Annotated in this window: 15 protein-coding genes; 10 read left to right on the top strand and 5 right to left on the bottom strand. The window is 31.6% G+C overall.

The genetic code is table 11. The annotated features are described in order from the left end of the window. The 10 genes from uvrC to EZH24_RS01730 all read left to right on the top strand — a co-directional run. Nucleotides 1–1,553: excinuclease ABC subunit UvrC (uvrC, locus tag EZH24_RS01775; RefSeq protein WP_137997424.1), on the top strand; the 1,553-nt coding region annotated here is incomplete at its 5' end. A 113-nt stretch (nt 1,554–1,666) separates the two neighbouring features. Then, nucleotides 1,667–3,118: a peptidylprolyl isomerase gene (locus tag EZH24_RS01770; RefSeq protein ID WP_137997423.1), complete on the top strand. Its 1,452-nt coding sequence runs from the start codon at nt 1,667–1,669 to the stop codon at nt 3,116–3,118. A gap of 95 nt (nt 3,119–3,213) precedes the next feature. Then, nucleotides 3,214–4,368 (top strand): M20 metallopeptidase family protein, encoded by a 1,155-nt coding sequence (locus EZH24_RS01765; protein ID WP_137997422.1) that lies wholly within the window; start codon nt 3,214–3,216, stop codon nt 4,366–4,368. Beyond that, nucleotides 4,365–5,084, top strand: a complete 720-nt coding sequence (locus tag EZH24_RS01760) for a DUF5058 family protein (RefSeq protein ID WP_137997421.1) — start codon at nt 4,365–4,367, stop codon at nt 5,082–5,084. Before EZH24_RS01765 ends, EZH24_RS01760 begins: the two co-directional genes overlap by 4 nt. A 4-nt stretch (nt 5,085–5,088) precedes the next feature. Next, on the top strand, nt 5,089–5,751 hold the full coding sequence (locus EZH24_RS01755) for a hypothetical protein (RefSeq protein ID WP_137997420.1): 663 nt from the start codon (nt 5,089–5,091) through the stop codon (nt 5,749–5,751). A 259-nt stretch (nt 5,752–6,010) separates the two neighbouring features. Next, a complete protein-coding gene (locus tag EZH24_RS01750) occupies nt 6,011–6,190 on the top strand; it encodes a (2Fe-2S)-binding protein (protein ID WP_137997419.1) in 180 nt (59 codons plus the stop codon). Between the two features lie 106 nt (nt 6,191–6,296). Next, complete coding sequence (gene nifU / locus EZH24_RS01745) at nt 6,297–7,130, top strand: Fe-S cluster assembly protein NifU (protein ID WP_137997418.1); 834 nt, start codon at nt 6,297–6,299, stop codon at nt 7,128–7,130. A 20-nt stretch (nt 7,131–7,150) separates the two neighbouring features. Continuing rightward, the gene (gene nifS, locus EZH24_RS01740) at nt 7,151–8,317 is read left to right on the top strand and encodes a cysteine desulfurase NifS (RefSeq protein ID WP_137997417.1); all 1,167 of its coding nucleotides are present in this window, start codon (nt 7,151–7,153) and stop codon (nt 8,315–8,317) included. 127 nt (nt 8,318–8,444) lie between these two features. Then, complete coding sequence (locus EZH24_RS01735; protein WP_137997416.1) at nt 8,445–8,654, top strand: MDR/zinc-dependent alcohol dehydrogenase-like family protein; 210 nt, start codon at nt 8,445–8,447, stop codon at nt 8,652–8,654. A 13-nt stretch (nt 8,655–8,667) separates the two neighbouring features. Further along, on the top strand, nt 8,668–8,946 hold the full coding sequence (locus tag EZH24_RS01730) for a type II toxin-antitoxin system RelE family toxin (RefSeq protein ID WP_137997415.1): 279 nt from the start codon (nt 8,668–8,670) through the stop codon (nt 8,944–8,946). Here EZH24_RS01730 and EZH24_RS01725 read toward each other — a convergent pair whose 3' ends face one another. Genes EZH24_RS01725 through EZH24_RS01705 form a run of 5 tightly spaced genes read right to left on the bottom strand, consistent with a single transcriptional unit; the run spans nt 8,947 to nt 12,698 of the window. Then, on the bottom strand, nt 8,947–10,359 hold the full coding sequence (locus EZH24_RS01725; protein WP_137997414.1) for a tetratricopeptide repeat protein: 1,413 nt from the start codon (nt 10,357–10,359) through the stop codon (nt 8,947–8,949). A gap of 30 nt (nt 10,360–10,389) precedes the next feature. Further along, on the bottom strand, nt 10,390–12,021 hold the full coding sequence (locus EZH24_RS01720; protein WP_137997413.1) for a tetratricopeptide repeat protein: 1,632 nt from the start codon (nt 12,019–12,021) through the stop codon (nt 10,390–10,392). 15 nt (nt 12,022–12,036) lie between these two features. Continuing rightward, nucleotides 12,037–12,249, bottom strand: a complete 213-nt coding sequence (locus EZH24_RS01715; RefSeq protein WP_137997412.1) for a hypothetical protein — start codon at nt 12,247–12,249, stop codon at nt 12,037–12,039. Between the two features lie 29 nt (nt 12,250–12,278). Further along, nucleotides 12,279–12,485 (bottom strand): hypothetical protein, encoded by a 207-nt coding sequence (locus EZH24_RS01710; RefSeq protein WP_137997411.1) that lies wholly within the window; start codon nt 12,483–12,485, stop codon nt 12,279–12,281. A gap of 12 nt (nt 12,486–12,497) precedes the next feature. Further along, nucleotides 12,498–12,698 (bottom strand): hypothetical protein, encoded by a 201-nt coding sequence (locus EZH24_RS01705; RefSeq protein WP_137997410.1) that lies wholly within the window; start codon nt 12,696–12,698, stop codon nt 12,498–12,500. Nucleotides 12,699–12,824: the final 126 nt, after the last annotated feature.

Below are 12,824 nucleotides of genomic sequence, written 5' to 3'. Positions count from 1 at the left end.
CTCATTATAATATTCTTCTTAAAGACCAAAAATCTTTTCCTTTTGTGGCTATAACGAACGAACGATTTCCAAGAATCATAAAGGCGAGAAATGTTATAAATAAGGAAAACGCGAATAAATTTAGGAATTATTACGGACCTTATGTGGAATCGGAAAAAGTAAACAATATAATAAAATTTATGACGGATAATTTTAAATTTAGAAGATGCAAATTGGATTTTCCGCTAAAAAGACCTATTCGACCATGTTTGTATTATCATATAAATAAATGCACCGCTCCTTGCGCAAATTTAATAAACGAAGAAGATTACGATAAAACGGTCGAAGAAGCGGCAATGATTTTGGACGGCGGAATCGACAAACTCGTTTCAAACTTAAAAAAAGAAATGGAATCTTACGCGAAAAAATTAGAATTTGAAAAAGCAAAAGATATAAGAGATAAAATTGACACTTTAAAATCGATTAATGTCGAGCAGAATATTTATATTCAAGAAAATGACGATATGGATATTTTAGGAATTTACGGCGAGAAAGGAAATTATATTATAGTAATTTTGTCGGTTAAGGACGGAAGGCTCGCAGACAGAAAAGATTTTTCGCTTAAAGATTCTTCAAATTTATCTTCCGCGTCTAATTATTCCGATATAGTTTCCGCTTTCTTTTCGCAATATTATATTTACGCAAATTTGATTCCAAATACGATTTTAACGGAAGTAAAAATAAACGATATAACGGTTATTAAAGATTATTTAAAAAAAATATCGGGCAAAACGGTGAAAATAAAATTCGATGAAACAAAAAAAGGTTTGATAAATATTGCAAACAACAACGCAAAACATCTTTTTGAAGAAAAAATTTTGGTAAAAGAAATTCCGCTTGGAATCAACAGATTAAAAGAAATATTCAAATTAAGCAAAGCTCCAAATATAATAGAATCTTTCGACATTGCGCATATTCAAGGAAGTTATACGATGGCGGGAATGGTTAGATTCGTAAACGGAATTTCGGACAATAAAAATTATAGATTATTCAACATGAAAACGGTTGAAGGAATTGACGATTTTGCTTCTATTAAAGAGGCGGTTTATAGAAGATACAAAAGGCTTAAAGAAGAAAAATTAAAATTTCCAGATTTGATTCTTATAGACGGAGGAAGAGGACAGCTTAATTCCGCTATAGAAGCCTTGAAAGAACTTGAAATTAAAGGACAGCCTATAATGGCTCTAGCTAAAAAATTTGAAGAGATATATTTGCCGAATAGAGAAGAACCAGTTTTACTTGAAGACAACGAACCAGCGAGATTATTTTTACAGAAGGTGAGAGACGAAACGCATAGATTTGTGAATACGAGTCATGGCAAGAAGAGAAGCAGAGAGATGATTAAAAGCGAACTTGAAAGCATATCGGGGCTTGGCAAAAGCGGAATAGAAAAATTATATTCGCATTTTATCAATATCGAAAATATAAGAAACGCGTCTTTGGAAAGCATAAGAAATATTCCTGGAATTAGTTATAAAGTGGCAAATAATATATACGAGCATTTTCATAAATGATATTGACTTAATAAATATACCTTGATTTTTTTACCGCTTTTTATATAATTAAAAAATCTTAAATAAATTTAAAATAAAAGATTATAAAAAATAAAATTTTCAAGGATAATTTAATGTCGCCTAAAAAAATTGAAACGAAAAAGAAAAGTAATTTGGTAAAAACTTTGCAATGGCTTGGAGTTTCGGTTATTTCCGTTCTCCTTATAGTATATTTTTTGGTTGTCGATACGAGAGGAAACCAAACTACGCCGATTATAGGAACGGTAAACGGAACGCCGATTTATTATACAAGCACGAGTCCTTATGGCAGAGCTTTCAGAAGTATAGAGGCAAATTATCAGCAATATGGAATTCAGATAAATAACGAAATGTATTCTTATATAGAAGATATTGCCTTTAGAAGAGCGGTCGCTACCGTTCTTTTGGATAAAATCGCTTCCAAAAATATAGCGGTTTCGGACAATATCGTAGTCGAAGTTATGAAAGGGCAATTTGTCGACACAAACGGAATATATAACGATAACGCTTTTCAGTCTTTCGTTAAAAATACTTCAAAATCGGAGTTATCGAGAGTGGAAAGAGAAATAAAAGAAAATATTTTATCTCAAACAATATCGGTAGAACTTTTTGACAATATAAAAATTAATTCTTTGGAAACGGAAAGAAATTTTATAAAAACTCAAACGAAAAGAGATATTGAAATGGCTTATATAGACGCCGTTTCGATAGTAGAAAATTCCGAAATTCCCGCATCCGATTTGGAAAGATATTTTAACGAAAATAAAACCGACTTCGCTCAAGCGGATATTTCTTATATAGTTTTGGAAAGCGGAGGAGTCGCCGATAATTTATATAAAACTTTAAATGACGATATAACTTTATTTGAAAAAAACGCTCTCGAAAGAAGCGTTGACACAAATAATTATAGATGGGAATATATAACGAGAATGGAAATGCCTTCGGAAAGTTTCGCCGACAGTATTTTTACGAATACAAAAACTAATACATTATTGCAACCAATTTATGTAAACGGAAATTATTATATAGTTTTATTAAACGATATAAAACTACCAGAAAAATATACCGATGTAAAAACCGATATTTTGAAAAACGAATATTTAGACGCAAACATGAATATTTTACTCGAAGCGGAAAAAACGAGACAGTCCGAAATATTGAAATCGGCATTCGATAGAAACAACAATCTTGCTTCTTTAAATAATAACGGAAATATCAAATATTATAAACCTTCTTCTCCATTTTATTATAATCAAGGCAGATTAAGTTCGATTAGCGGAGATATAATTCCCGAATCTTCCGAAGAGACTTTTTATAGAAGAGTATTTTCTTTGGACGTAAGTTCGGTTAGCGATGTAGTTCGACTTGAAAGCGGAGTGGCAATAATAAGAATTTTATCGGAAGAAAAACCTAATATGAGCGAAATTGCGAATTTGGTTTCTTATACAAAAGAGGAACTAAAAAGTGAATTAGGTTTTTATGTGGAAAAAGAATGGCAAAGTAGAAATATTGAAAAAGCGAGAGTGAAGAAGCATAATATAAGATAATTTCAAGTAAAATTTGTATTTTACTTGATTTTTTGGGTTTCACTTACTATACTGATAATATAGTTATAACAAAATTTTATAAAAATGGAGTATCTATGGATTACAAAAAATTAAATGAAATTATAGTTTCAATGAGAAGAGAATTACATAAGATACCAGAAGTAGGAACGGAACTTCCGCAAACTAAATCTTATGTTATGAGCAAGTTGAAAGAACTCGGACTTAAACCTAAAGAATGCAAAAAAGATTCTGGGCTTGTATGCGATATAGGAGATAGAAATTCTAAAAATATTGTCGCTATAAGAGCCGATATGGACGCTCTCCCTATATGCGAAGAGACTAGATTTGATTATGCATCTACCAATGGAAATATGCATGCTTGCGGACATGACGCTCATATGGCATGCCTCATTGGAGCGGCTCATTATTTGCTTGAGAATAAAAATAAATTAAAAGGGACGGTTAGATTAGTTTTTCAAACTGCGGAAGAATTGGCTATCGGCGCAAAAAATCTTATCAATGACGGGCTTTTAGACGGCGTTAAAGCTATAGTAGGAACTCATGTAGGCACTATAGCTACAGATGTTCCAAACGGCGAATTTGTTATTCAAGAAGGACCTTTAATGGCATCTTATGATAAAATAATTATAAAAATTGTAGGCAAAGGTTCGCATGGAGCTTATCCTCATTCTGGAGTAGACCCCGTATTAACGGCAAGTCAGGTAGTTCAAGGAATATATAATATTAAAAGCAGAGAGATTATAGCCACAGACCCTATAGTTATTTCTATTTGTATGATAAACGGCGGAAGTCAATATAATATAATTCCATCCGAAGTGGTATTGGAAGGAACTTTTAGAACATTTAGCGAAGAAAATAGAAAATATATAGCCGATAGGATAAAAGAAATTTCAGAGTCGATAGCTTATGCTAATAGAGCTAAAGCGGAAGTAGAAATTATATGGGGATGCCCTCCCGTAATTAACGATAAAAATATAGTTAATCAATTAAATGAAGTTTGTAAACAATTAGGGTTTAAAAAAGCTTTGCCTTTTGCTCCTTCTATGGGAGGGGAGGATTTTTCTGAATATCTACAAAATATTCCAGGAGTATTTATATTTTTTTCTACGCCTACGAAGAAAAACATTCCTCATCATAATAGTAAATTCGAGATAAACGAGTCAAAATTATATCAAGCCTCCGTTTTAATGAGCGAGTGGGCTATTAAATATTTAGGAGAAAATAAATGAACGAAGAGATTTTAAGAATAGCTAATCAGTTAATATTATGGCCCTTATGTTCCGTAGTAGTTATAATTAGTTTGGTTCAGGCTATATTAATTTCGAGATTGGCTAACAAAACGGCGGTATCTTTAGGAATTTCAAAAGATACATGTAAAAAAGCTTTTAGAGCTGGGCTATTAACGGCTATAGGTCCCGCTATATCTGGATTTATAGTTATGGTTGGCATGATATCCGTAATAGGAGCGCCTATGAGCTGGATGCGTCTTTCTATCATAGGAGCTGCGACTACGGAGATGGCGGGAGCGCAATTCGGAGCGGAAGCTATGGGAGTTAAATTTGGCGGTCCAGATTACAACGAAGTCGCTTTGATAGTGTCTTGGATAACTATGGCGCTTAACGGATGCGGATGGCTATTGTCGGCTACGATATTAAGCAGTAAATTAGAAATTTTGAGGCATAAAATTTCTGGCGGAAATCAGGCTGGATTAGCCTTATTATCGGCAGCGTCTATGGTAGCGGTATTTGGAAATTTATCTTCTGGATATTTGCCTAAAATAGATACTGCGGCTTCCGTATTGTCTGCCGCAGCCGTTATGTTTATTCTTTTAAGATATGTATCTAAAACTAAAATTGGAAAAAATATAAGAGAATATAATTTGGGTATAGCCATGATTTCTGGCATGATAGTAGCCGTTATAGTAAAAATGATTATTGGAGGATAATATTATGGATGATAAAGAATTTCAAAAAATATGGAATAATCCTATTAATTTAATAGGCAGAATTACTCTTTTATCCGCCATTGTGGCTTCATTTTTTCCAGTTATGTATTTAATGATATCGCATGGTATATTTCCGCCTTTGGATGTCGTTTTAAAGGCTTGGATTTTAGTCGTTTCTTCTTATGGAGTAATATATGTAATCGAACCGATAAGTTATTATCCTGTTTTGGGATTATCTGGAACATACATGACTTTTCTTTCGGGAAATTGCGGTAATATGAGAGTTCCAGCCGCAGCTTGCGCTTTAGATGTAACGGAAACTCAACCAGGAACAAGAAGCGTTGAAATTATTTCAGCATTGGGAATAGCTGGTTCTATTATTACTAATTTATTTTTTGTCACTTTGGCTGCCGTATTGGGAGCGGCTATTTTGAATGCGGTTCCTCCTATAGTGTCAGATGCATTTAAATCCTATGCCGTGCCAGCGATATTCGGAGCGGTGTTGATGCAATTTGGCATTAAATATCCAATATTATTAATATTCGGTTTAGGCGTTCCTTTAGCATGCAAATTTTTAATACCAAGTATGCCAGCGTTCGCTATTACATTAGCTGGTTTAATTATAACTATAATTTCTTCCAAACTAATTTACGGAAGAAATAATTAATAAATTTTATTAATTTAAATAAAGATACGGATTAAAATAATTCGTATCTTTTTTATTTTATAATATATTACTTTATTAATTGTAAATATTGCAAAATAATTAGGAATAATTACTATTTTGTAAATTATAACACTTGATATTTATTCTTAAAATGTTATAATTTTCTAACAATGAAAGGTTATAAAATAGTTATTACGAAATCGTATTTTTCTATTTTATAAAATTTAAAAATTAAATTAAAACGATAGGAGAATAAACGATGGCAGAAGATAAAACATTATGTTTCTGTATGGGATTAACGGAGAGCGAAGTTAGAGAGGCGATAATCTCTAAAAAATTAAAAACCGTTGAAGAAGTCGGCGAAGCTACTAAAGCTGGAACGGGCTGCGGAGGTTGTCAGCCGAATATACAAAAACTTTTAGACGAAATAAATAAATAATTATTTGTTTCTACGACATTATATTTTCCGTTAAATTGAAATTTGAAGATTTGCGGAAAATATAATTAATATTAAAATAATTTTACAAAATTTATGGAGGTAAATTATGTGGGAATATACGGATAAAGTTAAAGACCATTTTATAAATCCAAGAAATGTGGGAGAGATAGAAAATCCAGATGCCGAAGCTATGACGGGAAGTATAGTTTGCGGAGACGCTTTGAAACTCACTTTAAAAATAGACAAGGCTACGGAAAAAATAACGGACGCAAAATTTCAAACTTTCGGTTGCGCGTCGGCTATAGCGAGCAGCAGCATTCTTACCGAAATGATAAAAGGCAAAACTCTTGACGAAGCTAAAAAGATTACAAATAGAGATATAGCCGAAGAATTGGGAGGACTGCCCGAAGAAAAAATGCATTGTTCGGTAATGGGAATGGAAACTTTGGAAAAAGCGATAAATAACTACAGAGGAATAACAACCGAAGATGACGAGCATGACGAAGGCGCTATAGTTTGCAAATGTTTCGGAGTAACGGACACTAAAATAAAAAGAGCTATAAGAGAAAACAATTTGAATACGGTAGAAGAAATAACTTTTTATACGAAAGCGGGAGGAGGATGCGGAGCTTGTAAAGTAAAATTGGAAGACATATTAAACGAAGAGCTTGCAGAAAGAGAAAGACTTGCGGCAAACGCTCCTCTCACTACGGTTCAAAAAGTGAAAAAAATCGAAGAAGCTTTGGAAACCGTTATTAATCCGATGCTTAAAATGGACGGCGGAAGTTGTAAACTTGTCGATGTTGACGGTAATAAAGTCATAATTTCTTTTAAGGGAGCTTGTTCTTCATGTTTCGCTTCTAAAAACACTTTAAAAGGTTTTGTCGAACCTAAAATTAAAGAGATTGTAAATAAAGATTTGGAAGTTGTGGAAGTTTAAAATTTGTATTGGAGAAAAAAATGGAAAATAAAAAATTAATTTATATGGATAATAACGCCACAACGAGAGTTTACGAAGAAGTTTTGGAGGCAATGCTTCCATATTTTAAAGAAAAATACTTTAATCCTTCGAGTATGTATACCGTCGCGGGCGGAGTTCATAAAGAGATGGAAAACGCAAGAGGACAAGTCGCGGACTTTTTGGGATGCGAACCGATTGAAGTCTGTTTCGTCTCTTGCGGAAGCGAGGGCGACAATATGGCTATAAGAGGAACGATTGAAGCCTACCCGACTAAAAACCACATTATAACTACGAAAGTGGAACATCCCGCAGTTATTGAAACTTGCAAATCATTGGAGAGATTAGGATATAGAATAACTCTTTTGAATGTCGATAACGATGGAAATATAGATTTGGAAGAATTGAAAAAAAGCGTAAACGAAAGCACGGCGATAGTTTCGATAATGTATGCCAATAACGAGACGGGAGTGATTTTTCCGATTAAAGAAATAGGCGAGATAGTAAAAAGCGCTGGAGCGGTATTGCATGTTGACGCCGTTCAAGCCGCTGGAAAACTTCCTCTTAACATGAAAAACGAACCTTATATAGATATGCTCACTATTGCTGGACATAAAATACATGCCCCAAAAGGAATAGGCGCGTTATATATAAAAAACGGAACGAAATTAAGAACGGTTCAAACTGGCGGACATCAGGAGAGAGGACGAAGAGCGGGAACGGAAAATGTCCCTTATATTGTAGGACTCGGCAAAGCATGTTCTATGGTAAAATCGGAACTTCCAAAGTTTAACGAGCATACTTCAAAATTGAGAGATAAACTCGAAGAAGAAGTTTCAAAAAGAATAGGCGATATAAAAATAAACGGAAAAAACGCGAAAAGAGTAAGCAATACGACAAATATTAGCTTCAAAAATATAGAAGGAGAGTCGGTTTTACTGCTTCTTGACGGCTACGGAATATGCACTTCGAGCGGAAGCGCATGTTCTTCTGGCACATTAGAGCCTTCACCCGTTTTGCAAGCTATGGGAGTTCCATTCGAATACGCTCATAGTTCGACAAGATTTTCGTTATCGCTTGACAATACTATGGAAGAGATAAATTATACTGCGGACGCTTTGGAGAAAATAGTTAAAAGGTTGAGGGATATTTCGCCTTATAGAAATTGATTTATAAAATATTAAATGATAAAAGCTATCGGGTCATTAACTCGGTAGCTTTATTTTTTAATATTGAATTTGTTTAATATTATGATAAAATTAATTATTATGCAAAAGCCTTGAAAAAGGAGACAAAATGAATATAACATTAAACATTCCAGAAGAAACGCAAGAAGTTTATTTTGAAATTGCAAAAGAAAGAAATATAACGAAAGAAAAATTAATGGAAGAAGCGATTTTGGAATATTTGGACGACTATAAAACCGCTCTCAAATTAAGAGAAGCGAGACTTAACGGAGAGACAGGCGAAAGTTGGCAATCGGTTAAAAAAGAACTTGGCTTATAAATTTGGTTTATAAATGAAGATTATAATACAACCAAACGCTAAAAAGCAATTAGAGAATTTGGATTTTGCAGTCCAAAAACGAATAGCGAAATTTATCGACAATTTAGAGGGATTAGAAAATCCAAGAATTAAAGGCAAATCTTTAGCGGGGAATTTAAGCGGATTTTGGCGTTATCGTGTCGGCGATTATCGAATAATATGCGATATTGTCGACAATGAAATTACTATTTATATACTCGATATTTCGCATAGAAGCAAGTCTTATAAAATAAACATGGATTATAAATACTAATTATAACTGTTTATTACATTCATCTAACATATTAAAACTATAATTATCATTAGAATTTAATCGCGTAGCTTTTAAATAACATTCTTTAGCCTCTCTATATTGCCCGCTATTATAATATGCATCACCCAATATGACCAATATTACCCAAGTATAATCATTATTAGGGTTTAATTTAATAGCTTTTGATGATGCTTCTATTGCTTTTTCGTATTCTCCGATTATATTATATGAATCTGCTAAAACTATCCAAATTTTATTATGATTTGGATTCAATTTTATAGCCTTTAGAAATAAATTTATCGCTTCCTCATATTCTCCATTGTTATAATATGCAACTCCTAATAATCGTAAATTTTCACTATCATTAGAATTTAATTGATTAGCCTTTAATAAAAATTCTATAGCTTTATCAATTTGAGAATTTTCCCCGTATGAAGAGCCTAATAATTGCCAATTAATATGGCTATTAGGATTTAACTCTGTCGCTTTCAATAAAGCATCTATAGATTTTTCATATTGCTTGTCTTTGTTATAAGAAAGTCCTAATAATCGCCAATTAATATCATTATAAGGGTTTAATTGCGTAGCTTTCAATAAAATATCTATAGATTCTTTATATTGACCGTTTTTGCCATATATATCTCCTAATGAGTTCATATTGGCATCTGTAGGGTTTAATTCCACAGCTTTTAAATAGCATTCTTTAGCTTCTTTATATTGCTTTTTTTTATCGTATAAATATCCTAATCTTGCCCAACTATAATCATCATTAGGATTTAATTCAACGGCTTTTAAAAAAGAATTTTGCGCTTCTTCATATTGATTATTTTTGTAATATGAAATGCCTAATATAGCCCAACTATCGGAATTGTCAGGATTTATTTTAATAGACTTCAATAAAAAATCTATTGCTTTTTTATATTCACCAATTTGTCGATATGAATCTCCTACCATATATAAAGTAAGACGGTCAATAGAATCAGGGTTTAATTGATTAACTTTTAAAAAACTGTTAATTGCTTCTTTATGTTGATTATCTCCATAGTATGAACCTCCTAATATGCTCCAAGTATCAGAATCTTCAGGGTTTATTTCAATAGCTTTCAATAAAGAATCTATAGCTTCTTTATATTGCTCGTTTTCAAAATAAAATTTGCCTTGTCCTACATATAAACTCTCTAAAATTTCATCTATTTTATCTATTTTAGAATTATCAGTGTTAAATTCTTTAGCTTTTAGCAATGCCTTTATTCCTTTTTCGTATTGTTCATCTGCGCCATATGAAAAAGCCAATGCAAGCCAAGAATCCGAATCATTAGGATTTGATTCAACGGCTTTCAAAAAAGAATCTATTGCCTCTTTATACTGTTCGTTTTGTAAATATGCTGCTCCTAAATTAAAATCTATACTCATATAATTAAATTACCTCCACTTATTAATTATTTAATATTTAAATTTCAATACTAATTCTTCCATAATTAACTTATCATAGTCTAAATTAGGGTTTAATTCTTTTACTTTTGCAACGGCATTTTCTAATTCTTTAGTATTGCCATTTTTTCGATATATTTTACATAATGTAATCCAAGCATCGACATTAGGAACTAATTCTATAGATTTTAATGAGCTATCTATAGCCTCTTCATATTGACCATTTTTATAATATGAATTTCCCAATACTGACAAGGTAGCCCAATTATCAGAGTTTAATTTAAGAGATTTTAATAGGGCGTTTATTGCCTCGTTATATTGACCGTCATTATAATATGAAACCCCTAACATTTTCCAAGTATCAGAATTTTCAGGGTTTATTTCAATAGCCTTTAAAAAAGAATCTATTGCCTTTTTATATTGCTCGCTATCATTGTATGCATGCCCTAACCTACTCCAAGTAGTTTCATTATTAGGGTTTAACTCAATAGATTTTAATAGAGAGTTTATAGCCTCGCTATATTGACCGTCATTATAATATGAAGTTCCTAACATCAACCAAGTTATATAATCATTAGGGTCTATTTCAATGGATTTCAAGAAACTATCTATTGCCTTTTTATATTGCCCGCTATCATTGTATGCATGCCCTAAAATACTCCAAGTAGATTCGTTATTAGGGTTTAATTCAATAGATTTTAATAGGGTGTTTATTGCTTCTTGATATCGCTTAATTTCAATGTATGTATTCCCTAAATCAAATAAAATTTCTGCTATCTCAAAGTCATCGGAGTTTAATTCCGAAGCTTTTAGGTAGCTATCTATAGCTTTGTCATATTGTTTATCAAATTTATACGAGGTTGCCAAATCATACCAAATAGTACAATCATTAGGTTTTATTTTTATAGCTTTCAGCAAAACTTCTATTGATGCCTTATAATTAAAATTATTCATATAAGATAAGGATAAATCAATCAAAGCTTCTACTTTTTTATTATTTTCTTCAATTTCCATATCTTCATTATCCTGTATAGCTTCATCTTTTTGAGTTGAAATAGAAATATTTTTATCTACACATGATAAATAAGCGTTATCATCATCTTCTTCAAATCCATTATTTTCAAAATATTCAAATGCCGCTTCAAATAAAGTTACCATATTCTGATAACCCATACCATTTATTCCAAAATTATTCTTTGCAAATATATAAGCGTCATTAACCTCATCGTCATCTAAATAAAATCCATCTTTTATTAGATAAACCATATATAATTTTTTCTTGCTTATTTTTTCTATATTGTCTGCATTTGCAAAAGACATATAACATGCGCATATAAAAAACATTTTAAGTTTATTTCTATCTATCCTGCCACTTTCTATATCTTCGATAATTTCTTCGGGAGATTTATCGGAATTATACATATCTTGATATGTAGATTTTAATTTTTTATAAATTTGCACCGCAATCATATCTTCATTAAATATAGTATTGTATAAATCCGTAGCCACTTCCACATCGCTTTCGGATACATTACCGCTATCGGCATAAATTACAAGACATAAAATTTTAAAAAAGTGGTCTTTATCGTTATAATTTATAGCCGAATTAATAGCTCCTCCTATTAAATCTGAAAATAATCCCATAATTTACTCCTTTTATTATAATCTGCCGAGTTTAGTTTTTAACCCGGCGTTTTGAGTTCTTAAATTTAAAATAAGTCTTTCAATAGTTCCTATGCTATTTTTTTCAGAACTATTTAATCGCCTATTCATTCTTAAAGCGTTGCCTTTGATTTTGGCAATTTCTTCTTTCTTTTTCGCTATAGCTTCTTTATTTCTATTTATTTGATTAATTATTAATTGTTTTGACATAATAATCTCCTTTTATAAATCATAGCTTATTAAAGTTGTGATTTTAATCTTGTGATTTGAGTTTTCAAATTCATAATTTGTTTTTCCAATAGATTTATACTGTTTCTATCGGAACTATTATTTCCGCCAGAAGGTTTTGACTTAATTTTTGCAATAGTCTCTTTTTTTTGAGCTATTTGTTCTTTAAGTCTATTCACTTGATTAACTAACGATTGTTTTCTATTATTTGTAGCCATAAATATATCTCCTTATAATATTAATCCTCTTTCCTTAAGAATTTGTTGCAAGGCTAATTTTTTAACGCCTATAGAAGAACGATATACCTTTAAAAGTTCGGTATCCTCGTAATCCTTATACTCTTCTTTGCACTTTTGGTATTCTTTGTAATACTCTCCACCTATTTCTTTTGCCGTTTTAACGCCTTTTACTACTAAATCAAAAAGACTCATGATTTAATCTCCTTAAAATAAAATAATTTATAAAAACGTTTAAATGAATAAACGCTTTTTGCAAACTTAAATTTAATAAATTCAAAAAAGAATTTGAATAAAGTTTTAATGAATAAATAGAATAAT

Source organism: Brachyspira catarrhinii (assembly GCF_005518285.1).
Classification (GTDB): Bacteria; Spirochaetota; Brachyspiria; order Brachyspirales; family Brachyspiraceae; genus Brachyspira; species Brachyspira catarrhinii.
Note: the sequence above shows the minus strand (reverse complement) of the source record. Positions and strands in the feature narration are given on the sequence as shown.